Source organism: Brachybacterium alimentarium (genome assembly GCF_002332425.1).
GTDB classification, from domain to species: Bacteria; Actinomycetota; Actinomycetes; order Actinomycetales; family Dermabacteraceae; genus Brachybacterium; species Brachybacterium alimentarium.
In genome coordinates this window covers 93,732-115,712 of the sequence record NZ_NRGS01000004.1, presented here as the reverse complement: position 1 = coordinate 115,712, position 21,981 = coordinate 93,732, and the positions used below count along the sequence as shown (strand labels likewise).

Annotated in this window: 23 protein-coding genes; 10 read left to right on the top strand and 13 right to left on the bottom strand. The window is 70.7% G+C overall.

The genetic code is table 11. The features are described 5' to 3' along the window. Positions 1-12: 12 nt before the first annotated feature. Entirely contained in the window at positions 13-522 is a 510-nt protein-coding gene (locus tag CIK71_RS02650; protein ID WP_096163627.1) for a DUF2087 domain-containing protein, read from the bottom strand. A 205-nt stretch (positions 523-727) separates the two neighbouring features. On the opposite strand from CIK71_RS02650, the gene CIK71_RS02645 reads away from it, so the two are divergent. Next, positions 728-1,708 carry an aldo/keto reductase gene (locus CIK71_RS02645; RefSeq protein ID WP_096163626.1) on the top strand — a complete coding sequence of 327 codons (981 nt, stop codon included), beginning with the start codon at positions 728-730 and terminating at the stop codon, positions 1,706-1,708. Positions 1,709-1,735: 27 nt separating this feature from the next. On the opposite strand, the gene CIK71_RS02640 is transcribed toward CIK71_RS02645, so the two are convergent. After that, the gene (locus CIK71_RS02640) at positions 1,736-2,488 is read right to left on the bottom strand and encodes a class I SAM-dependent methyltransferase (protein WP_096163746.1); all 753 of its coding nucleotides are present in this window, start codon (positions 2,486-2,488) and stop codon (positions 1,736-1,738) included. 298 nt (positions 2,489-2,786) lie between these two features. Between CIK71_RS02640 and CIK71_RS17635 the strand changes: the two genes are divergently transcribed. Further along, positions 2,787-2,963, top strand: coding sequence for a hypothetical protein (locus CIK71_RS17635; RefSeq protein WP_158541960.1), 177 nt, complete (start codon positions 2,787-2,789; stop codon positions 2,961-2,963). A 12-nt stretch (positions 2,964-2,975) separates the two neighbouring features. On the opposite strand, the gene CIK71_RS02635 is transcribed toward CIK71_RS17635, so the two are convergent. The 6 genes from CIK71_RS02635 to CIK71_RS02610 form a co-directional block, all read right to left on the bottom strand. Then, on the bottom strand, positions 2,976-3,884 hold the full coding sequence (locus CIK71_RS02635) for a sensor histidine kinase (RefSeq protein ID WP_096163625.1): 909 nt from the start codon (positions 3,882-3,884) through the stop codon (positions 2,976-2,978). Positions 3,885-4,073: 189 nt separating this feature from the next. After that, complete coding sequence (locus tag CIK71_RS02630) at positions 4,074-4,856, bottom strand: hypothetical protein (RefSeq protein WP_096163624.1); 783 nt, start codon at positions 4,854-4,856, stop codon at positions 4,074-4,076. Continuing rightward, positions 4,853-5,773: an ATP-binding cassette domain-containing protein gene (locus tag CIK71_RS02625; RefSeq protein ID WP_096163623.1), complete on the bottom strand. Its 921-nt coding sequence runs from the start codon at positions 5,771-5,773 to the stop codon at positions 4,853-4,855. Before CIK71_RS02625 ends, CIK71_RS02630 begins: the two co-directional genes overlap by 4 nt. Before the next feature lie 111 nt (positions 5,774-5,884). Then, on the bottom strand, positions 5,885-6,619 hold the full coding sequence (locus CIK71_RS02620) for a response regulator transcription factor (protein ID WP_096163622.1): 735 nt from the start codon (positions 6,617-6,619) through the stop codon (positions 5,885-5,887). Positions 6,620-6,734: 115 nt separating this feature from the next. Then, the gene (locus tag CIK71_RS02615) at positions 6,735-7,517 is read right to left on the bottom strand and encodes a response regulator transcription factor (protein ID WP_096163621.1); all 783 of its coding nucleotides are present in this window, start codon (positions 7,515-7,517) and stop codon (positions 6,735-6,737) included. Beyond that, the gene (locus CIK71_RS02610; RefSeq protein WP_096163620.1) at positions 7,502-8,785 is read right to left on the bottom strand and encodes a sensor histidine kinase; all 1,284 of its coding nucleotides are present in this window, start codon (positions 8,783-8,785) and stop codon (positions 7,502-7,504) included. The genes CIK71_RS02615 and CIK71_RS02610 overlap by 16 nt, the downstream gene beginning before the upstream one ends. 163 nt (positions 8,786-8,948) lie before the next feature. Between CIK71_RS02610 and CIK71_RS02605 the strand changes: the two genes are divergently transcribed. Further along, positions 8,949-10,043 (top strand): CPBP family intramembrane glutamic endopeptidase, encoded by a 1,095-nt coding sequence (locus tag CIK71_RS02605; protein WP_096163619.1) that lies wholly within the window; start codon positions 8,949-8,951, stop codon positions 10,041-10,043. A 77-nt stretch (positions 10,044-10,120) separates the two neighbouring features. On the opposite strand, the gene CIK71_RS02600 is transcribed toward CIK71_RS02605, so the two are convergent. Beyond that, complete coding sequence (locus CIK71_RS02600; RefSeq protein ID WP_096163618.1) at positions 10,121-10,543, bottom strand: VOC family protein; 423 nt, start codon at positions 10,541-10,543, stop codon at positions 10,121-10,123. A gap of 130 nt (positions 10,544-10,673) precedes the next feature. Here CIK71_RS02600 and CIK71_RS02595 point away from each other — a divergent pair, with 130 nt between their 5' ends. The 5 genes from CIK71_RS02595 (at position 10,674) to CIK71_RS02575 (ending at position 15,448) form a co-directional block, all read left to right on the top strand. Next, positions 10,674-11,795: a class II glutamine amidotransferase gene (locus CIK71_RS02595; RefSeq protein ID WP_245857264.1), complete on the top strand. Its 1,122-nt coding sequence runs from the start codon at positions 10,674-10,676 to the stop codon at positions 11,793-11,795. Beyond that, a complete protein-coding gene (locus CIK71_RS02590; RefSeq protein WP_096163617.1) occupies positions 11,792-12,871 on the top strand; it encodes a CAAX protease in 1,080 nt (359 codons plus the stop codon). The genes CIK71_RS02595 and CIK71_RS02590 overlap by 4 nt, the downstream gene beginning before the upstream one ends. A 129-nt stretch (positions 12,872-13,000) precedes the next feature. Next, positions 13,001-14,014, top strand: coding sequence for a glycoside hydrolase family 43 protein (locus CIK71_RS02585; RefSeq protein ID WP_096163616.1), 1,014 nt, complete (start codon positions 13,001-13,003; stop codon positions 14,012-14,014). A 92-nt stretch (positions 14,015-14,106) separates the two neighbouring features. Next, on the top strand, positions 14,107-15,021 hold the full coding sequence (locus tag CIK71_RS02580) for a sigma-70 family RNA polymerase sigma factor (protein WP_096163615.1): 915 nt from the start codon (positions 14,107-14,109) through the stop codon (positions 15,019-15,021). 190 nt (positions 15,022-15,211) lie between these two features. Further along, entirely contained in the window at positions 15,212-15,448 is a 237-nt protein-coding gene (locus CIK71_RS02575) for a hypothetical protein (RefSeq protein WP_096163614.1), read from the top strand. A 115-nt stretch (positions 15,449-15,563) separates the two neighbouring features. Here CIK71_RS02575 and CIK71_RS02570 read toward each other — a convergent pair whose 3' ends face one another. Genes CIK71_RS02570 through CIK71_RS02560 form a run of 3 tightly spaced genes read right to left on the bottom strand, consistent with a single transcriptional unit; the run spans position 15,564 to position 18,855 of the window. Then, positions 15,564-16,826, bottom strand: a complete 1,263-nt coding sequence (locus CIK71_RS02570; protein ID WP_096163613.1) for an ABC transporter permease — start codon at positions 16,824-16,826, stop codon at positions 15,564-15,566. Then, the gene (locus CIK71_RS02565) at positions 16,823-17,644 is read right to left on the bottom strand and encodes an ABC transporter ATP-binding protein (RefSeq protein ID WP_420807326.1); all 822 of its coding nucleotides are present in this window, start codon (positions 17,642-17,644) and stop codon (positions 16,823-16,825) included. The genes CIK71_RS02570 and CIK71_RS02565 overlap by 4 nt, the downstream gene beginning before the upstream one ends. Further along, a complete protein-coding gene (locus CIK71_RS02560) occupies positions 17,641-18,855 on the bottom strand; it encodes an efflux RND transporter periplasmic adaptor subunit (RefSeq protein WP_096163612.1) in 1,215 nt (404 codons plus the stop codon). The genes CIK71_RS02565 and CIK71_RS02560 overlap by 4 nt, the downstream gene beginning before the upstream one ends. A gap of 365 nt (positions 18,856-19,220) precedes the next feature. Between CIK71_RS02560 and CIK71_RS02555 the strand changes: the two genes are divergently transcribed. Continuing rightward, complete coding sequence (locus CIK71_RS02555; RefSeq protein WP_096163611.1) at positions 19,221-20,198, top strand: serine hydrolase domain-containing protein; 978 nt, start codon at positions 19,221-19,223, stop codon at positions 20,196-20,198. Positions 20,199-20,222: 24 nt separating this feature from the next. Here the strand turns inward: CIK71_RS02555 and CIK71_RS18140 are convergent, their stop codons facing one another. Then, entirely contained in the window at positions 20,223-20,351 is a 129-nt protein-coding gene (locus CIK71_RS18140; protein WP_255411059.1) for a hypothetical protein, read from the bottom strand. A 206-nt stretch (positions 20,352-20,557) separates the two neighbouring features. Between CIK71_RS18140 and CIK71_RS02550 the strand changes: the two genes are divergently transcribed. Continuing rightward, positions 20,558-21,880 (top strand): hemolysin family protein, encoded by a 1,323-nt coding sequence (locus CIK71_RS02550; RefSeq protein ID WP_096163610.1) that lies wholly within the window; start codon positions 20,558-20,560, stop codon positions 21,878-21,880. Positions 21,881-21,981 lie beyond the last annotated feature (101 nt).

Here is a 21,981-nt window from a genome sequence, read left to right as displayed (position 1 = left end):
GCCCGGCAGCGATCAGGCGGGGTCGGCGAGCCGGTAGGCGCCGCCGTCCGGCGTACGGGTCAGCACGCCGGCATCCACCGCGTCACGCCGCACCAGGGCGGTATCGCGGGCGAACATGGCGATCGCGGCGTTCAGCTCGCCTTCGGTGAGCGTGCGCTCGCGCCCGACGCGTTCGAACACGATCCGCGCGATCCGTCCGCTCATCTCCCGGCTCTCCTCGGTCTTGACCGGGATTCCGTCGAGGCGGGGGACCTCGAGGATCGCCTGATCGGAGCGCATCAGCGCGAGCACATCGGCCGTCTCCTGCAGACGCTCCAGGTCCACCTCGCCGTGCTCGTCCAGCCAGTCGATGCGGGACAGGGGTCCGTGCACGCGGGGCTCCTCGGGCGCACCAGACGGCGCGGATGCGGCATCGCCCGCGAGTCGCGCTGCCAGACCCGCGCGCAGCTTCGGGACCGCGAGCAGGGAGAACAGCATGCGGGCGCGGCCCAACGGGGCGGAGAGGTCGCGGGAAGCGGTCACGGTGCTCCTTGCATCGGTTGGTGGGTCGTCAGGGCACGTTCAGCATGGCACGTGCGGGGAACGAGATTCCGTGAGGGGTCTTGGGCGTTGGCGGGCAGCGGCCTCGAGGGGTGGACCAAGAGACCCTCCCTCGGGTCTGCGCTGCAGGCGATGATGGGAGGCGACGAGCGAGGCAGCTCGGAATCGACCACGGGAGGAGCACAGCATGGACTACGTGAAGCTGGGGAGCACGGGACTGGACGTCTCGCGGCTGTGCCTGGGCACGATGGGTTTCGGTGACCCGGAGCGCTGGATCCATTCCTGGGTGCTCGAGGAGGACGCCGCCCGACCGGTGATCAAGCATGCGCTGGACGCGGGCATCAACTTCTTCGACACCGCGAACGTCTACTCGATCGGGCGCAGCGAGGAGATCGTCGGCAAGGCGCTCGTGGACTACGCGAAGCGGGACGAGATCGTGCTGGCCACGAAGGTGCACGGCCGCATGCACGAGGGGCCGAACGGTGCCGGGCTCTCCCGCAAGGCGATCCTCGCCGAGGTCGACAAGAGCCTCGAGCGCCTCGGCACCGACTACATCGACCTGTACATCATCCATCGCTGGGACTACACGGTCCCGATCGAGGAGACGATGCGGGCGCTGAACGATGTGGTGCGTTCCGGCAAGGTCCGCTACATCGGCGCCTCCGCCATGTTCGCGTGGCAGTTCCTGCAGGCCCAGCACGTGGCCGAGGTGAACGGCTGGACGACGTTCATCTCCATGCAGAACCACTACAACCTCCTGTACCGCGAGGAGGAGCGGGAGATGATGCCGCTGCTGCGCGAGCTCGGCATCGCCTCCACCCCGTACAGCCCGCTGGCGGCCGGCCGTCTGACCCGCGACTGGGACGCGGACACCGATCGTGCGCGCACCGACTCCACCGCGAAGTCGAAGTACGACTCCACGCAGGAGACCGACAAGGCGATCGTGGAGCAGGTGGCCCGCATCGCCGCCGAGCGCGGCGTGGAACGGGTGCACGTGGCGCTGGCCTGGCTGCTCGCGAAGGATCCGGTGGTCTCCCCGATCATCGGCGCGACGAAGAACGGCCACATCGACGCAGCGCTCGGCGCCCTCGATCTCGAGCTCACGGCCGACGAGATCGCTGCGCTCGAGGGTCCGTACGTGCCCCATCGGGTGGTCGGTGCCCAGTGATCTCGGCGGTGCCCGATCCGGGGACGGTCAGCGCCGTGCCCGGATCAGGTGCCGCGTGGAATGGGCGACGAAGGAGCCGTCGCGTCGGATGATCTCGTCCATCGCGCGCAGGCGGTCCCGGTAACGGTCGACGGCGAAGTCCGGCACCCACCACACGCACTTGCGCAGGATCCACACCACGGCCCCGACGTCGAAGAACTCCATGCGCAGGCGTGCGGTCCGGAGGTCGACGACCTCGAGCCCCGCGGCCCGGGCCTCAGCGGTCTCGTCGTCGGGGTGGCGGCCCCGTCGCTGCTGCGCCGTCGTCGGCCCGATGAAGTGCTCGATGAGCTCGAAGGCGGAGGCCGGGCCGACATGTTGGGCGAGGTATTCACCGCCCGGGGCGAGCACGCGAGCGATCTCCGACCAGTCCGGCTGCACCGGATGCCGCGAGGTGACCAGGTCCGCGGTGCCGTCCGGCACGGGGATCGGTGCGCCGGGCGCGATCTCGTGCACCGTCACTCCGCGTGGACCGAGCAGATCCCGGACCTTCGCGGCGTTCGGCGGCCACGCCTCGGTGACGTGCTGCCGCGCGGCGAGGCGCGGGCACCGGCCGAGCACCTCCCCGCCACCGGTGTCCAGGTCGATCGCGACCTCCGTCGAGGCCACGGCGTCGGCGAGCAGACCGGCATAGCCCCAGCTCGGCCTCTCCTCGGTGGCGCGGCCGTCCAGGTACGCGAAGCCCCAGCCGCCCACATCGGCGACGGCGGCCTCAGCGATCAGGTCGTCGGCGGAGTGCATGGCGACCATGGTGCCGTGACGTGGTGGCGGGGGCCAGGAGAATGCGCGGAACGGCCGCATGCTCCGCTGCCCCGTGCGCTCTGCACCTGATCACCTGCGGTAATCTGGGGCGACGACGAGTCTGCGGCGATCTGCCGCATGATGATCATCCGGGCCTCCTGGCGGTGTCGTGCGCCGGTGTCGCCCCGACGTGGTCTGCGGGCCCGCCAGTGGCACTGAGCGGCATCAGCCGGCGCGCCACGAGGACGAGAAGGGGACCGACGATGTCTTCAGCGCTCTCCGTCGAGGCAGGTGCCCGATGAGCACCCTCACCTTCCTCCTGATCCTTCTCACGGCCCTCCTGACCCTCGCGACGATGATCTCGATCCACCTCACGGTGGTGACCGCGCGGAACAAGAGCATCCCGCGCTGGATCTTCGTGCTCGGCGGGCTCGACCTCGTCCTCGCCACGCTCGCCGTGTTCTCCCTGATCTGACGATCCGACGGCTCACGGCCCCGGACGGCTCGGGATCCGGACGCTGATCTGCACCGTGCCCTCATCGGGGTCCTGTCGCGCTGAGGTGCGGCCTCCCAGCTGCTCGGTCAGCGTCTGCACGATCGAGAGGCCCAGGCCGCTGGTGCGCCCGGTGCGGGAGCTGTCCGCGGTGTAGAAGCGGTCGAAGAGCCGTGCCGCATCGAGCTCGACGCCCGGCGCCACGCCGTTGGCGACGCGGAGCTCGAGGCCCCCGTCGGTGCGCAGCGCCTCGACCGTGAGCAGGCCGCGACCATGGTGCACCGCGTTGCGGGCGAGGTTCTGCACGATCCGGGTGACCTTCTCCCGGTCGGAGGCGACCACGAGACGTACGGGTGGATCGAACGCGACGTCGAGGCCCGCGCCCTCGATCTCGGTGGCCATCCCCAGCAGGAGCTCGCCGACGAGCACGCCGATGTCGAGGGGCTCGATGTCGAGGGCAGGCTCCTCATCGAGCAGGTACGCGTACTCGTAGAGACGGTCGACGAGGGCGCCCAGCTCCTCGGCCTGCCGGAGCGCCACCGCGAGCTGTGCGCGCTGTTCGTCGTCGAGGTCGGTGCGTCCGAGCAGCTGCAGGTATCCGCGCACCGTGGTCAACGGGGTGCGCAGGTCGTGCGAGATGTCGGCGATGAAGGACCGGATCCGACGCTCCTCCTCGCGGGTGCGCGTCGAGGCAGTCTGCGCCTGGCGCACGGTGGCGTTGACCTGCGCGGTCAGGGCCTCCAGCTGAGGCACCACGAGGGAGAGCGTCACAATGCGGGGGGAGTCCTGGCTGAGCTGTCGTTCCAGCTGGCGGCGCACGCCGTTGATCTGTTGCAGCACGATCACCAGGTAGACGGCGGTGACCAGCAGCAGCACACCGAGGATCACGGTGAGGGCGGTCATGGCACTCCCGAGGTCGCGGGTGATCGAGGCATCGCGTGGAACTGCTCGTGCCCGGGACGTGGGGCACGCTCTCCGCGAGAGTCTACGGAGTCCTCATGCCGTCGGGCGGGCGCTCAGGCCGCCGCACGGAGGCTCACGCTGCGTGCGGCGGCGCGGAGCGTTCTCACGGCGCGCTCCCACGGGCCGTGGTCACTTCACGTCGGCCCGACGGAAGATCGCCCATGCGACCGCACCCATGAGGACGATGAAGACGACCGACACCGCGACGGTGCTCCACAGCTCTCCGCCGGTCGACTCCGGCCCGGGCAGGTGCTCCGCGGCCAGCGGCGTGAGGCGCACCAGCGCGTCGAGGCCGCCGATGTCGGCCGCGGCAGTCGCCACCAGGTCCGCGACGAAGGACCACACGAATCCGATCGCCATCACCACCAGCGGCCGCTTCAGCCAGATCGCGAGCGGCAGGCACACCGACAGCTTCGCGGCCATCAGCAGCGCCCCGGTGATCGTCACCGCGAGGATCGTCCCGACCTCCGCGCCGGTGAGATCCCCTCCGGCGGAGAGCAGCTGCGAGAAGGTCGTGGGGATCGCAGGTGCGAACTCCGCGCCGGTCGCCCGGCCTACGAGCACGGCCAGCCCGTACGGCACTGACAGGCCCGTGACCAGCAGGGACGCGATCACCGTCTTGGAGGCGACGAAGGAGCCCCGCCCGGAGGCGAGCAGGGCGTCGTGCACGGACCGCGTCTCGAAAGGCTGGGAGACGACCACTCCGAACAGCAGCGGACCCAGCAGCGAGACCAGCAGGATGTCGCTGAGCCCCTGCACTCCCTGGGCCGAGGTGGCGCTGAGGTCCCCGACCGCCAGGCTGTGCTGCAGCCAGGTGTAGAGGATCGCCGCGATGGCGGCGGCGAGCAGGCACAGGGCCGCGGTGGCGCTGTGCCGCATGACGTAGAGGTCGGCGCGCAGCTGGTTGATCATGACCGGTCACCTCCGATGACGGACAGGAAGAAAGATTCGAGGCTCTCGCCCTCGCGGGCCAGCCGGGTGGGCCAGACGTCGGCATCGACCAGGGCGCGGAGCACCTGTTCGGCCTCGTCGGCGTGGTGGGGAAGGCGCACGGTGCGATCGGGCATCACGCGCGCGTCAGCCTCCGGGAACCGCTGTTCGAGCACGGTGACCAGGCGTTCGGTGTCCGCTGCGGAGACCTCCAGGGACTGCTGGGTCTGCGCCTCGAGCTCGTCGAGGGTGAGGGTCATCCGCAGCTCGCCGGCCTCGATGATGAGGTAGTCGGTCGCGGTCTGGAACAGTTCGGGCAGGTTATGGCTCGAGATCAGCACGGTGATGCCGCGCTCGGTGGCGAGGTCCCGCACCAGACGGCGCACCTCGACCACGCCGAGCGGGTCGAGTCCGTTGACGGGCTCATCGAGCACCAGCAGCTGCGGGTCGGCGATCAGTGCGAGCGCGATGCCGAGGCGCTGCCGCATCCCGAGGGAGAAGTCCCTGACACGCTTGCGCCCGGTGTCGCCGAGCCCCACGAGGTCCAGCAGGGTCTCCTCGATTGCCGCGTCCGGCACACCGCGCATCAGACGGTGCAGGTGCATGTTCTGCCGGGCGGTCATCGCACCGTGCAGGGTGGGCGACTCGATGAGGGTGCCGATGCGCGCGAGGTCCTGCTGCCGAGGGGCCTCGACGCCGGAGCCGAACAGGGTGATGCCGCCGCTGGACGGGATGCTGAGCCCGGAGATCAGGCGCATCAGGGTGGTCTTGCCGGCCCCGTTGCGGCCGATCAGCCCGTACACGCGCCCGCGCTGCAGCCGCAGATCCATCGACTGCACGGCGGCGTGGCTGCCGTAGCGTTTCGTGAGATCCCGGGTGACCAGGACGTCCTCGGACATGGCTGCTCCTCTCGTTCGATGGCTCGACGCTACGGAGCAGAAGTCGGGCCGAGGTCGGGATCCGGGGCGAGAAGGTCAGGAAAGTGTGAGGTCCGTGGTCGCCGCAGGGGCTCAGTCGCCCGCCGCGGGCAGTGCCCGAAGGCGGTAGCCGAGCCCCCAGACGGTCTCGATCGGGTCCGAGTCCGGTGCGGCGTCGCGCAGCTTGGTGCGCAGATTCGACAGGTGGGTCTTCACTGCGGCGTCCTCGCCTGCGAACGGTTCGTCCCAGACCCGCTCGTAGATCCGTGGCCGTGAGAGCACCTGGCCGGGCTGCTCGATGAGCAGGTGCAGGATGTGGAACTCGGTGGCGGTCAGCGGCACGTCGGTTCCCGCGATGCTCGCTCGCACCGTGGTCGGGTCGAGGGTGAGAGCGCCATGGGTGAGGACGCGCGGGGCGGGAGGCGTCGTGGAGGACCGGCGCAGGAGCGCCTGGATGCGGGCGGTGAGCTCGGTGAGGTCGAACGGCTTGGTCACGTAGTCGTCGGCGCCCAGACGCAGGATGTCCACCTTCGTGAACACCGCATCCTTCGCAGAGAGCACGAGGACCGGCAGATCATGGTCGCGGCGGATCTCCGCGAGCAGCACAGAACCGTCGACATGGGGGAGCATCAGATCGAGCACCACGAGATCGGGCAGCCCCGGCGATGCGTCCGTGGGGGTGCGCCGTTCCTGCCCGTCGGCCGACAGCGCTCGGCGGGCGGCGAGCCCGTCGTGCACCCCGCTGACCTCATGGCCCTCGGCGCGAAGCGTCTCCACCAGCAGGGCATGGACGTCCGGGGAGTCCTCGACGACGAGGATGCGGGCCATGGGATCCTCCAGGTGCGTGCGGTGCGGCCAGACTATGTCGAACTCAGCACGATGCGCCGCCGGACGCGGCTGGCTCCGCGCGGAGGCTGCGGGAAGCACTGGACGCGGGGCGCGCTCAGCCGCCCAGCTCGAGCACCCGGATCGCGAGCTGCACCCGGTTGGTGACCTGCAGCTTGTGATAGAGCCTGCCCAGGTGGGTCTTCACCGTCGCGACGGACATGAACAGCGCTTCGCCGACCTCCGGGTTCGCGAGCCCCTGGGCCACCAGTCGGCCCACTTCCCACTCGCGCTCGGTGATGCCCGGCGGGGCAGGGCTGCTGGTGCTGCCCTCCTCGCTCCCACCGGCGCTGGGCCCGGCCGGGCTTCCGTCGGCCCTCGACCGGGCGCCGCCTTCGGCGTCGGCACGGGATGCCGCCGAGCCAGCCGTACCGTCGGCCGAGGCGAGACGCACCAGGCGCGAGAGCACGTCGGGCGAGAACCGGGGGCGGTCGTCGGCCGCGTCGAGCACCGCGTCCACGACCTCCTGGGGCGGGGAGTCCTTGAGCAGGAAGGACACGGCGCCGGCGCGCAGCGCCTCCAGCAGGAACTCGTCGGTGTCGAAGGCGGTCAGCATGACCACCCGCATCTCGCTGTTCTCCTCGCGCAGCGCGCGCAGAGCCTCCAGGCCGGTCATGCGGGGCATCCGGATGTCCATCAGGACCACGTCGGGATCGAGAGCGCGGATCTGCTCGAGCGCCGTGCCCCCGTCAGCCGCCTCACCGATCACCTCGATGCCGTGCGTGCCGTCGATCATCAGCCGCAGGCCGGCGCGCATCAGCGCCTCGTCGTCCACGAGCAGCACCCGCACTCGGCCGTGCCCGGTCTCCGTCGCATGCTCGGTGGTCACCATGGCATCCATGCTGTCACCTCGAAGACGTCTCCGCGCGCCCCGTACTCCGCGTCGCCGCCCAGCAGCCGTGCGCGTTCCTGGACGCCCAGCAGCCCGTGCCCGGTGGAGGTGATCGACGCGGCGCGGCTCGGCGGCACGGGGTTGCAGGCGGTCAGCGAGACGTGCTCGTCGCTGTGGGAGAGCATGACCTCGAGCCTCTCGCCGGGAGCGTGCTTGGCGGCGTTGGTGGTGACCTCGGTGAGGATCCGGGCGAGGGTGACGACGGTGCTGCGATCGTGCTCCTCGAGGTCCTCCGGGGCGATGCCGTACCAGGTCAGCTCCACCTCCTGGCCCTCTTCGCGGCAGCGTCCCACGATGTCGGAGAGGGTGGGTGCGGTGGCGAGAGGCGCATCGCCGTCGGTGGTGCGCAGGGTCATCAGCACGGTGCGCAGCTCGCGGTTGGCCTGCTGGGCGGCGTCGCGCACGGTGCCGGCGGAGCGGCGCAGCTCCTCGGCCGGGAGGTCCTCGCGGTAGGTCATGGCACCGGCGTGCATGGCGATCGTGGCGAGATGGTGGGAGATGCTGTCGTGCATGTCCCGGGCCAGGGCCGAGCGCTCCTCGGCGCGCACCCGGGCGCTCTCGGCGTCGCGCTCGCGCACCAGGGCCGCGGCCTCGCCCTCGGCCGCGACGCGCTCCCGCTGAGCGGTCTCCCGTTCGCGGTCCGCCGACGCCGCGCGCTCCCGCAGGGATTCCAGCAGTTCCCGGCGGGTGCCCATCACATGGCCGATGAGCAGCGGGACCATGGTGACGACCACCATCGTCCCCATGCTGGTCAGCAGCAGTGGATCCGTCTCGTCGCCGCGGATCCGGGAGTCGAGGAGGAGGGAGACCAGGGACACGACGGAGACCAGCACCACCGCGGCGACGTCCAGCACCAGGCGTCGTCGCAGCCCCAGGCGGTACAGGGCGATCGCGGTGGCCGGCAGCCCCCAGATGCTGAGCCCGCTCACGCCGGCGACCAGCAGGTGCAGGAGGCTGTGCCAGCGGCCGGGCGGCACGAACCGCAGGGGCCCGATCACGAGGGTGGCGATCAGCCCCACCGGCGCATCGACGGAATACATCGCGATCAGACCCGAGGGCGGATCGTCGGAGAACTCCTCGAGCAGCATGCCGAAGCTGATGAGGAAGAGCAGCAGGCCCAGCGCCGTGGACACCAGGGTCTGGCCGAGCGCGATCGCCCAGTGCCGCAGGCTGCGCACGGACGGTGCGGCGGCAGGCGTCTGCGCGGTGGAGGTCATGAGGACAGCGTAGAGAGGCCGCGGCGGCCGAAGGATCGGCCGAGCGGCTGACGGCGCAGGGGCGGCATCGGCCGCGCGGCGGGTCCGCACGGCGGAGGGAGCGATGGGGACGGGAGACCGTCAGCTGATGCGGGAGCCCCGGCGCGGACGAGAGGATCGAGCCATGATCGACAGCGAGACCCTTCCCCAGCGGCCGCCGGAGCCGCAGCGACCGCAGGAGACTGAGCAGCCCGAGGCGCGGCCGGGGCCGGAGCCGCGACCGCAGGGCCGGTCGGCGCCGCAGCTCCCGCCGCCGTCCGAGCAGGCCTACCACCGCGCCGCGCGGGCGATCCCGCACCGGCGCTACTGGTGGCGCCCCCTGGTCGCGCTCGGGGTGACCGCGGTCGTGTTCGTCGTGTTGAACATTCAGGTGATGGCTCCGCTGATGATCCTCGGCGAGTACTGGCCAGCCGTGGCGACCAGCGTCTCGATGACCGACCCGCTGAACCCCGCCGATCAGTTCCTGGGCCTCGGGATGCTGGCGCTGCTGGTCCCTGCGGTGCTGGTGGGATCGCTCGTCGGGTACGGGCGCGCCGGGATCGCCCTCTCGGTCCTCGGGAGGTTCCGCTGGGGACTGTTGGGTCGCGTGGCAGTCGTCGTGGTCCCGGTGTATCTGCTGGTGAACCTCGTGCTCAACCTGATCCTGGAGCGGGATGCCGTCGTGGTGCCGCAGCTCGGAGCGGGCGTCATCGTGGCCTGGCTGCTGACCCTCGTGCTCGCCCCGCTGCAGTGCGCGGGCGAGGAGTTCGTGTTCCGGGCGCTGCCGATGCAGATGGTCGGCACCTGGCTGCGCTGGCCGCTCATCGGGATCCTGCTGCCTGTGCCGCTGTTCGTGCTGGGCCACGGGTACACGGGGCTGGGGATCATCGACATCGCCGCCTTCGCGATCGTGATGGGACTGCTGGCCTGGAAGACCGGCGGCCTCGAGATACCGATCCTGCTGCACACCGCCAACAACTGGACCCTGTTCGCGATCGCTCCGCTGATCCCGGGCTTCACCGAGCAGGGCGAGGTCACGGTGCTCGGGTTCCTGCTCGCGATGGTGCCGATGCTGCTGCTCGCCGCCGGGATCTGGTGGTGGTACTCACGGCGCGCCGGACTGGGCCTGTGGGAGCCGCAGCGCGGCTGGGGTCAGGCGCCCTCGTCGGCGCGCGCACCCGTCCCGGCGGCGACGGCCGCGCCGAGCGCCGCCCGCACCTCGCGGCCGCTCTCGGGCTGAGGGGAAACGGCGCAGGCGGCGCGGCAGTGCAGTGCAGTGCAGTGCAGTGCAGCGTAGTGCGGTGCAGAGATGCCGCCTCAGCCCTGCACGCCGGGCACGTCGATCTGCCAGAGCACGCCGAAGCGGTCCTTGACCTGACCGTAGTGATCGCCCCAGGGAGCTTCGGCGAAGGGCATCTCGATCCTCGCCCCGGTGGAGGTGAGCTGGTTGATGAGGGCTTCGGCATCCGCGACCGAGCCGGGCATCACCATGAGCGAGTAGGCGGAGCCGTCCAGCGGCACCGGGCTGTCGCCGATGTCGTCCCCGCCGGCGAGGGTGAGCAGGCCGCCCTGCAGCTGGGCATGCGCGACCGCCTCGGGCGGGGGAGTGAACGGCATGCCTTCCATGGGGTTGTCGCCATAGGTCATGAGATCCAGGGTGCCGCCGAAGATCTCCTGGTAGTAGGGCATGGCCTCGGCGGCGTTGCGGGGGAAGGAGATGTAGGGAGTGGAGCTGGGCATGGTTCCTCCTACGAGGTGCGAGGTCGCTTCGCGGCCTCTGGTGGGAACATCGTGCCACCGGGGGCCGACGGACGGAACGGGCACCGGTGGTCTCCTCGGGGTCGTCGGCATCACCGTGGGCTCCGTCTGCATGCCCGCCGTCGTCGCGACCGCACTCGTGCGCGACGGATCAGCATCGGACCCGTCCGTGGTGGTCGCCCTCACTGCGGCCACAGCCAGGGAGTTCTACAGTGGACAGGCCATGTGCCGACTCTTCGCCCTTCATTCCGACCAGCCCGTGACCGCCGATCTCTGGCTGCTCGATGCCCCGTACTCACTGCTGAACCAGTCCCGGTTCAACGCCGACGGGACCGGATTCGGCTGGGTCGACGAGACCGGGAGCGCGCGCCTGCGCAAGCGTCCCGTGGCCGCCTACGAGTCCGAGACGTTCGCGCAGTTCGCGACCACGCTGCGCTCGCGCTCGATGCTCGCCCACATCCGCCTCTCCTCGGGCACCGGCCATTGCGAGGAGAACACCCATCCGTTCCTGCAGGACGGCATCATCAGCGCCCATAACGGCGTCCTCGAGGTCACCGACGCGATGCGCGAGCGCGTGACGGAGCTCGGTGCCGCCCACCACGTGCAGGGCACCACCGACAGCGAGTGGATGGCCGCCCTGATCACCGGGGAGGTCGCCGCGCACGAGGGCGACCTGCGCGACGGCGTGGTCGCCGCCCTGTCGTGGATCGCGGCGAATGTGCCGGTCTACTCCGTGAACCTGCTGGTCATGAAGGGGGAGGAGCTCATCGCGGTGCGCCTTCCGGCCACCAACGAGCTCTGGGTGCTCGAGCGCACCGCCACCTCCGACGCGCCCCGCGAGGCGCTCGAGCAGTCCTCCGATTCGCTGACGGCCCGCAGCGCCGACCTCTCCGGGGTGCGCTCCGTGGTGATCGCGAGCGAGCCCATGGACGACGACCCTGCGTGGCGGCTCATGGATTCCGGCGAGCTCGTACGTCTCGGGGCCGACGGGACCATGAGCAGCGAGCATCCGTTCGGACCGCTCGCCCGGCCGCTGAGCATCGAGGACCTCGGCCTCTCGGCCGCGGCCTCGCAGGCCCACGCCGAGCAGGATCGAGCCCACGCGGAGCGTCGTCTGCGCCTCGCCGAGGGTCGCCCCGCCAGCACGGATACGACCGACACGACCGACACCACTGATACCGCTACCGGCTCCGCGACTGCGGGGCACGACGAGAGTGCAGACAGCGCCGCATGAGCATCCCTGACGTCGACCACAGCGGACGTCCCACTCCGTACCACCGCCTCGCGACGCTGCGCCCGGCGTGGTCCGCCTGGAGCAAGCCCCTGCTCACCGTGGCCGCGGCCTTCATCGCCTACGTGGTGCTGGCCTCCGTGCTGCTGGTCCTCACGATCCTCGTGCTCGCCCTCGCTCCCGGTGTGAACAGCGCGATCGACGTGACCAGCGGTGACCCGACCAGCCCGCTCGATGTGGGGATCGCGCTCGCGATGGGCGCGATGTGGCTGCCCGCGGGATTGGTGGGCGTGCGCATCGGCGGCTGGCGGCCGCTCGGACCGACCTGGTCGATCGCCGCCCGCTTCCGCCGCGATCTGCTGCGCTCCACGGGTGCCTGGGTGGTGCTCGGCGCCCTCGCGGTGGTCGGGATCGCCGCGCTCGCGGGAGGTATCGCGGTGCTCGTCGGGAGCGGTGCCGACGCCCCCGTGTCCGCTTCGGCCTCCTCCGATGAGGGAGCGTCGGTGCTCTCGCTGATCCTGGTGGTCGTTCTCGTGCTGGTCCTGGTGCCGATCCAGGCCGTCGGCCTCGAGCTGGCGCTGCGCGGGATGGTGCTCCAGGCCGTCGGCACCTGGCTGCGCAGCCCGGCGATCCCGATCCTCGCGGTCGCCGGGATCTCGCTGATCGGCCGCGAGACCACCACCGCCGTCGTCCTGCCCGCCCTGGCCGCCGCGCTCGCCGCCGCGATGCTCGCCTGGAAGACCGGCGGGCTCGAGGTGCCGATCCTGCTCACGGCCACCGCCACGGGATCCGCGCTGATCGTCTCCGCGTTCGCCGCGGGCACCGGGGCCGGAGCCGGCACGTCGGCCCTCACTGCGGCGATCTCTGCCCCCGGCACCTCCGCCGCCACGCTCGCGAGCACCGCGGCGGGTCCCGCGCATGCCGGGGCCGCGCTGGCCGGGGGAGCGGCTGCCGCGATCGCGCTGCTGGTCGTAGCCGCGGTGATCGTCGTGGTGGTGAGCAGGCGCAATGGCCTCCGCCTGCTCGAGCCCGTGGGCCGTGCCGCGAGCGACCCTGCGCCGGATCCCGTGCTGATCTGAGCACGCCCGAGGCGCCGTCCTGACCCCGACGGGTATGGCGACGGGTATGGACAGGCCACGAATTCTCACGTAGGAATATGAGCGGTCGGGCACCGCCGCCCGGCCGTCACTCCACGAAGGACGACGTCGATGACGCCTGTTGCCCGCATCTCCCGCCGCACCCTCTTCGCCTCCGGAGCTGTCTCCGTGGGCGTCGGTGCAGGCCTGCCCACCGCCCACGCCACCTCCGGATACACCAACCCCGTGATCGCCACCGACCAGCCGGATCCGGGGATCCTGCGCGTCGACCAGGGGTATTACCTGTACTCCACCGCAGGAGCTGCGGGGAACATGCCGGTGCTGAGATCCCCCGACCTCGTGACCTGGCGTCGCGTGGGGGACGGCCAGCCCGTGATCGCCCCCTGGGCGAACATCGGCCGGCACTGGGCACCCGAGGTCATCGAGGTCGACGGCAGGTACCACGCCTACTACACCGCCTGGGAGCGGGAGACGGATCGGCAGGCGATCGGCGTCGCGGTGGCGGAGCGGCCCGAGGGGCCGTTCGTCGACTCCGCGGATGCGCCGCTGCTGAGCACCCCGGAGGAGGGCGGATGCATCGACGCCTCACCGTTCCGGGACGAGGACGGCTCGCTCTGGCTGCTCTGGAAGAACGACGGCAACGCCGCGGACCAGGACTCCTCTCTGTTCGCACAGCGCCTCGCGGCCGACGGACTCTCCCTCGAGGGCGCACGCACCCGGATCCTCGAACGGGATCAGCCCTGGGAGATCTACACGATCGAGGGCCCGGCCGTGATCACCGACGGAGGTCGCTACTACCTCTTCTACTCCGCCGGCGAGTACTGGAACGAGACCTACGGAGTGGGCGTCGCGGTCGCCGACGCGATCGACGGGCCGTGGACGAAGCTCTCGGAGCAGCCCGTGCTCTCGGCCAACGAGGTCGCCGCGGGGCCGGGCCACGGCATGCCCGTGCGCACCGACGACGGGGTCTGGTACGTCTATCACGCCTGGCAGCCGGATCGCGTGGGGGAGGACCCCGGCCGCCAGACCTGGATCTCCAGGGTCGACATCGACGGCGAGAGCGTGAGTATCCAGGGGCCCTCGGTCAGCAACCCGCAGCGTCCCCGGACCATCTACCGGAGCTGATCGGGCCGCTGTCACACCTCTGCGACCGGCTGCGTCGGGAGAGCAGGAGCCCTCGGCGTCATGGCCGGCGGCGCGTAGGGAAGGATGCGGGCATGGACCCTCAGGAGAACGTGAGCGGCGACGCGGGAACCCTCGGCGGCGCGGGGGCCCGCGGCGATACGGTCATTCCCGCTGATGAGCTCGCACAGCGGTTCGAGCGGGAGCGCAATCGTCTGGTCGCGCTCGCCGCCAGGATCCTCGGCGATGCGCACGAGGCGCAGGACATCGTCCAGCAGGCGTGGCTGCGGCTGGACGGCACGGATCAGGGCATCGACAACATCGCCGCCTGGTTGACCACGGTGACCACCCGGCTGTGCCTGGACCGGCTCCGTCGCCGCATCCCCGTGCCCGAGGAGGAGCTCGAGGTGGAGGAGACCGCCCCGGACCCTGCCGAGGACGTCGCCCTCGCCGACACCGTGGGCGCTGCGCTGCAGCTGGTCCTGGACCGGCTCAGCCCGAACGAGCGCGTCGCCTTCGTGATGCACGACAGCTTCGGATTCGAGTTCACGACGATCGCCGCGGCGCTGGACACCACGCCGCAGGCCGCCCGCAAGCTCGCCTCGCGCGCCCGCGCCAAGATCGCCCAGCCCCGCCCCGAGGATGCGCTCGCGGACTGGGAAGTGGTCGACGCCTTCATGGCCGCTGCCCGAGAGGGCGACTTCACCCGGCTCGTGCAGCTCCTGGCTCCGGACGCCGTGGTGCGCGGCGATCAGCAGGCGATCGAGACCGGCACTCCGGCCGCGATCGACGGCCGTGAGGACATTGCGAGCTTCTTCAACGGCGCCGCCCACGCCGCACTGCCCACCAGCCTCGACGGACGGGCCGGCTCGGCCTGGTACCACCGCGGCCAGGCGATGGTCCTGTTCGACTTCACCATCGTCGGTGGTCGTGTGGCACGCATCGATTTCCGGGCGGAGCCCGGCGTCATCGCTCGCGTGGTGCGCCGAGACGGCGCCGATCCGCGGTGACCTCCGCTCCGGATCGCGGCGCACAGGTGCACTCGTCGCCCGACCGCGGTCGCCGCCCGGGCCGGCTGTCCGCGGCCACCTTCTCGGCTGGGCCGCGGTCACACGTGCGGCCGGTCGTGCGTCACCACGATGAGAGCAGTACCGGCAGCGGGATCCTCCGCCTGCCGTTCCCGCAGAAGAGGACGACCCGATGAAGACCATGACCTGCCAGCAGCTCGGCGGCCCCTGCGACCTCGCCCACCGCGGCGAGAGCGCGGACGACGTCATCCACGCTCAGGACCAGCATCTCAAGGAGGCCGTCAAGGCCGGCGATGACGCGCACCAGGCGGCCCGCAAAGAGATGAAGTTCCGCTGGCTGCATCCCAAGCAGTCCCTGGGCTGGTACAACGACATGAAATCGGCCTTCGCCGCGCTGCCGGAGGACTGACCGCCTCGCGTGACCTGCACGCGGGTTCGTCGGGGCCGTGCGGGGCCCTGCCTGCCGGATCCGCCCGACCGCGCCTCCGGTCTCGGCCTGCCCGCTCGCCCTCGGACCCAGCGTCTCAGCTGCGGATCGCGTCGATCACCTTGATGCGGGTGGCGATCAGCGCGGGCAGGGCACCGGCGAGCACGCCCACCGCGGTCGCGGCCAGCAGGCCCATCACCACGGCATCCACCGGGAACGGCGGAAGGTCCTGCAGCCCCTGCTCCCGGAAGAAGTCCGTGACGAAGGGGGCTTTGACCAGAGCGACCGCCGCTCCCACGCCGATCGCTCCGGCCAGGACGGTGGCCACCACGGACTCCATGAGCACACCGAAGAAGATGCGCCCACCGGTGGCGCCGTAGGAGCGTCGGATCCCGATCTCCCGCACCCGGTAGCGCACGGTGACCAGGGAGATGTTCACCAGTCCCAGCGCCCCCAGCAGCAGGATCACCACGGCGACGCCGGCCACCGCATAGCCGAACACCTTGTAGATCGACATCTCCTCGACCCCGAAGGAGGTTGGGTACACGTCGAACGCGCCGATGGGGGTGTCCGAGAGCGCCTGGCTGAGCTGCGCGCGCACGGAGTCGGCCTGCTCGGGCGGCACCCACACCAGGTACTCCGAGGTGGTGAGGCTGTTCTCGTCCATGCCGGGCAGCGTCGGCATGCCGTCGGCCGCCATATAGGCCTGCATCCCCCAATCGGTGTTGGGATCGGCGGGCAGGACACCGATGACGATCGCCTGCTCGGACTCCTGAGCCCCTGTCGTCCCGTAGAGCGTGATCGGCTCGGTGCCCAGATCGGGTGAGCCGAGGGCCTCGTACAGCGGCTGGTTCACCACGAGGGCGGGGGCCAGGCGGTGACGGTCCGAATCCGCGAGCCACCTGCCCTGCCCGACCTGCAGGCGGTACATCGTGGCGTAGGCGGGGTCCACACCGTTCACCGCGGTGGTCTGCACTCCCTGGGTGGTCTGGATACGCATGTCGGAGTAGACCTGGCGGGTGCGCTGGGTGATGCCGAGGCGATCGATCTGCTCGAGCACGAGGTCGTCCTGCTCGGCCGTGGTGAGGTCGTCCGACGGGGCAGAGGCACCGATCTCGTTGCCGAACTCGTCGACCTCGAAGGACATATCGCCCATGGGCTGCAGCGAGAGCACGGTGTCGCGGCCGCCGCTCTTCTCCATGGACTGCAGCAGGGCGCCGCCCAGCATGCCGCCCGCTCCCATCACGGCGGTGAGAGCGAACACCGAGAACGCGACCCCGATCAGGGACAGCAGGATCCGGCCCTTGTTCACGCGCAGCTCGCCGTAGGCCTCGACGATCGAGGCGAGCAGACCGGTCATGCCTGCACCTCCCGGAACTGCTCGGTCGCATCCCGTGATGCACCGGTCGGCGCGCCCGTCGAGGCGGCGACCGCCTCCCGACCGGCACGGATGCCCACCGTCGCTGAGAGCGCATCGTGCGCCTGGGAGGTGGTCACGTCGTGCAGGGTCCCCTCGTCCAGCAGGTACGAGCGCCGTGAAAGGGCGGCGACCTGCAGGTCGTGGGTGATCGTCACGAGCGCGGCGTCGGACTCCCGCGCGATCTCGTCCAGCAGTGCCATGACGGCCTCACCGGTGGTGACATCGAGCGCGCCGGTGGGCTCGTCGGCGAGGATCAGCCGCGGCCTGCGCACCAATGCCCGAGCCACCGCCACCCGCTGCTGCTCGCCGCCGGACAGACGTGAGGGCTGCTGCGGGGCGCGGTCGGCCAGGCCCACCCGGTCGAGCATCTCCATCGCCAGGCGCTCACGCCGCCAGAACTGCCCGGGGCTCCCGTACATCAGCGGCATCATCACGTTCTCGAGGGCGGTGCGGCGCTCGAGCAGGTTGAACTGCTGGAACACGAAACCGATCGACGCGCCGCGCAGTCGGGCGCGGCGGCGCTCGCCCAGCCGGGAGACATCGGTTCCGTCGAACAGCAGCTCCCCGCCCGTCTGCCGGTCGATCAGGCCCAGGAGATTCAGCAGGGTGGATTTGCCGGATCCGGAGCGGCCGACGATCGCCACGTGGTCCCCGGGCTCGACGGTCAGATCGATTCCGCGCAGGATGTGGAGTTCTTCGTGGCTGGGCAGACGCACCGAGCGGCGCAGGTCGCGCAGCTGCAGCAGCGGCGCGGTCACCAGCCGCCCATCCCGTCCATGCCCATTTGGTCCTCGGGATTGTCCACCCCGGGCACGAACTGAAGGATCTCCTGACCCTCCTCGAGGCCCTTGGTGATCTCGACGACGCCGTCCCCGCGCTTGCCGAGCGAGACCTCCACGGGCAGCGGCTCCCCGGTCTCCTCGTCCAGTGCGTAGGCGGTGCCCGCCTCGCCCTCGCCCTCGACGGCGGTGGTGGGCACGACGAGCACGCCCTCGGCGGTTCCGAGGTCCACCGCGACTTCGACCGACAGCCCCGGAACGATCCGGGTGCCCTCGGGGACGGGGCATTCGAGCTGGGCCACCGACGTGCCGGAGGAGGTCTCCTCACCGGTCATCGGATCGATCTGCGGCTCCGTGTCCTTCGCGGCGTCGTCGTCGGAGGAGCTGGACTGCTCGGTGATGTCCGGGGCATCGCAGGTGACCGGGTCAGGGGAGGTGGGCAGTGTGGCGGTGGCCTTGATGGTCGTGTCCAGCAGGGAGAGCTGCTGTTCGGGGGTCAGGTCCGCGACGATCGAGTAGGTGCCGGGGGAGATGCTGGCGACCACGTCGCCGACGGCGAGCGACTGCCATTCCTCGACGGCCAGCCCGGTGAGCTTCCCTGAAGCGCTGGCGACGAGGTCGACGTAGGTGTACTCGGTCGCGGCCTGCGGCGACGGCTGCTCGATGGTGTCGCCCGCTGTGCCCGGGGTCGCCTCGTCGGCGCCACCGGCCCCGGCCTTCCCGCCGGCCTGGGCGCTCTCGTCACTCGTGCCTTCGTTGCCGGTGCCGTCGCCACCCGTGCCGTCCGTGCCGGCGCCCTCGTCGATCGTGTCCTCGCCACCTGATGTGGTGCCGGGTAGGACGGGCTCGGGGCCCTGCGGGATGCGCACCTGGAGGATGCGCTGGCCCTTCTCAACGGTGTCGCCCTCGCGGGACCAGATCTTGTTGATCTCGCCCTCCTCGGTGGCCTTCAGATCGGTCCCGGGATCGGATTCCACGACGCCGGACAGCGCCAGCGCCGAGGCGATGTCCCCGGTCTCGACCGGCACGGTCGCGTACTCGTCGAACTCGACAGCGGGAACAGCGGGATCCTCACCATCTCCCGCCTGCGCATCGCCGGGGAAGAAGGCGAGGCGAGCGAGGGCGATCGCGATGATCGCGAAGATCAGCATCCAGATCAGCGGGAAGACGTAGCGACGTACGGCGGCCATGGGCGCCTTTCGGTCTGTTCGGCGGCGGTGCCGAGAGGAGCGTGGGGAAGTGGCGAATCGACGAAGTGCGGAAGCGGCGGACGAACACCTGAGCGTCCCGCGTCCAGGACATTCTCACCTGATGGCCAGAATTTTCCTAGTGGCATGGCGGGAAGTTCATTCCGCGGGACGGCATCCGTCCGCACCAGCCGCCCCTCGCCTGCCCGTCATCTGCGGCCGGCCGCCCGCGCCGTCAGCGGCTTGCGGCAGGGCCGCATGGCGGCAGCGACGACGGCCGGGGCAGCCCGGGGCGCGAGCCGCCGGGGACGCGCGTCGGAACATGGATACCCGGTGACGGGAGCGGGGGAGCGTCGTAGGGTCACGGGATGACCACTGCCGATGCCGCCAGCTCCGACCCCGCATCATCCGCCGCGCCGGCACCCGCCACGGCGGCGGTGCCCGACCACCTCCTCCTGCTGCCGCTTCGCCAGCGGATCGTCGAGCGCGACCTCGGTGTCCGCGCGCTCCACCTGCACCGAGCCGGACGCGACGATCTCTCCCACCGCTTCGGCGACGACACGGTCGAGAACATCTACTCCGTCTCCAAGACCGTCACCGCGCTCGCCGTGGGCACCGCCGCGCAGGAGGGCCTGCTCGACGTCGAGGACCTGCTCGTGGACCATCTCCCGGTTCCTGCCGGCGGGTACGGCGCCGGGATCGAGCAGGTGCGGCTGCGTCACCTGATCACGATGACCTCGGGGTCGCCGATCCTCGGCTTCCTCGACGAGCACCGAGACCACGAGGACCTCACCGGTCTGTTCCTCGGCACCGACCTGGTTGCGGCTCCGGGGGAGCATTGGGAGTACTCCAACGGGTCGATCTTCCTGCTCTCCCGCGTGATCTCCGAACGTTCCGGGCAGACGCTGCGGGATTGGCTCATGCCTCGCCTGTTCGAGCCGCTGGGCATCCTGAACCCGCAATGGCACACCACCCGCGACGGATATTCCTGGGGCGCGACGGGTCTGCACCTGAAGAGCGGTCAGCTGGCCCGTATCGGCCGTCTGCTGCTGCAGGGCGGCGAGTACGACGGGACGCAACTGGTGCCGAGCAGGTGGATCGACGAGATGCACGGCGATGCCGCCTGGGTCGCCACCGGGGATCCCGAACCCGAGGCCGCCCAGTACGGCTACGGGGTCTGGCAGTGCACGCCGGAGGGCGTGTGGCGAGCTGACGGGGCTCTGGGACAGATCATCCTCGTGATGCCACGGCAGCGTGCTGTCCTGACCATCACTTCTCGGCTCGAGGGGCGGAGTGCGGCCGAGACCCAGCGTGCTGTCTGGGAAGAGCTGCTCCCACTGCTGTGATCAGGCCGCCGTCACCAGGCGCGCTCACGGACTCTCGGACTGGCCCCGGATGCGGCGGTCGAAGGCGTCCTGCTCGCGCTTGAGCCGCAGTCCCGTGCGCCAGCCGTACACGGATCCGGCGAGGACCATGAGGGCGGTGATGACGGGAGCCATCGGATCCTCCTCTCGAGAGCACGGGGACGGCCAGTATGTCTCGGGAGCCGTGCTGTGTCTCGCGAACCATGCTGGGCGCGGGAAGCGTGCTGTCCCTCGTGAGCTGCGCGCCGACGCCACGGCCGGTGCTGCGCCGCCATCGCGATGTGGTGAAGCCGCTACGCGGTGATCGGTCCTGGAGCGGGGAGGGCCGGTAGCGTTGCCCCATGGATCCTGCCGTTCTGGTGAACATCGCCCTCGTGCTGCTCTTCGTGCTCATCGGCGGGGTGTTCGCCGGGACCGAGATGGCGATCGTCAACCTCCGCGAATCCCAGGTCAAGCAGCTCGAGGAGAGCGGGACGCGCGGGGAGCGCACCGCGGAGCTGGTGCGCGACCCCAACCAGTTCCTCTCCGCCGTGCAGATCGGCGTGACCGTCGCCGGCTTCTTCTCCTCCGCCTACGGCGCCTCGACGATCGCCCCGTCGCTGGCCCCGGTGCTCGAGGACGTCGGCGTTCCCGCGGGAACGGCCTCCACCGTCGCGCTGATCGGAATGACGCTGGTCATCGCCTATCTCTCCCTCGTCTTCGGTGAGCTGGTGCCCAAGCGTCTGGCGATGCAGAACGCGATGGGCATGGCGAAGGTGGTGGGCCCACCGCTGAGCCTGTTCGGCACGGCGATGCGCCCGGTGATCTGGCTGCTGTCGACCTCGACGAACCTCGTGGTGCGGATGCTGGGCGGTGACCCCCATGCGAACCGGGAGTCCGTCTCCGCCGAGGAGATCCGGTCGATGGTCCGCTCCTCCGATGCGCTGGATCAGGCGGAGTCCCGGGTGCTGGCGGACGTGTTCGACGCTTCCGAGCGCACCGTCGTCGAGGTCATGCGGCCCCGCCACCAGGTGCACTTCCTGGACGGACAGCAGACGGTCGCCCAGACCCGCGAGGAGATCCGTGCGACCGGCTACTCGCGCTATCCGGTGACGGGGGAAGACCTCGACGACATCCTCGGCTTCGCCCACGTGCGCGACCTGCTGCTGGTCGATGACCCGGGGTCCACCCGCATGGCCGATCTCGCCCGACCCATCGAGCACATCCCCGGCACCGTCGAGGTGCTGCAGGCGCTGAACCGGATGCGCGCCCACGCCGACCAGATCGCCGTGGTGGTCGACGAGTACGGCGGCACCGACGGCATCGTCACCCTCGAGGACCTGCTGGAAGAACTGGTGGGCGAGATCTACGACGAGTTCGACCTCGAGTCCTGGCCGGCGCCCGGTGGCCTGGACCGCATCCTCGAGGCCGACGGCACCTTCGACGGCGGCCTGATCCTGCAGGAGTTCGAGGCCGCGACCGAGATCGAACTGCCCGACACCGGCGGCTACGAGACCGTGGGCGGTTTCGTGATGGCCCGCCTGGGCCGCATCCCCGAGGCCGGGGACGTGGTCGCGATCGAGGGCGGCCGTCTCGAGGTGGTCGAGGTGGACGAGCGGCGTGTGCAGCGCGTGCGCCTGGTGAAGGACGAACCGGCGGCGACATCGCTCGACGCCGACGCCTGACCCGCGACCGAGGCTGTTCGGAGCTCCCGGCACCCGGCGGCGATTCGCTTTCGGTGAGAGGACCCGCCCGGTGCCCGACCCCCCTGTCCCACCTCAGCGGG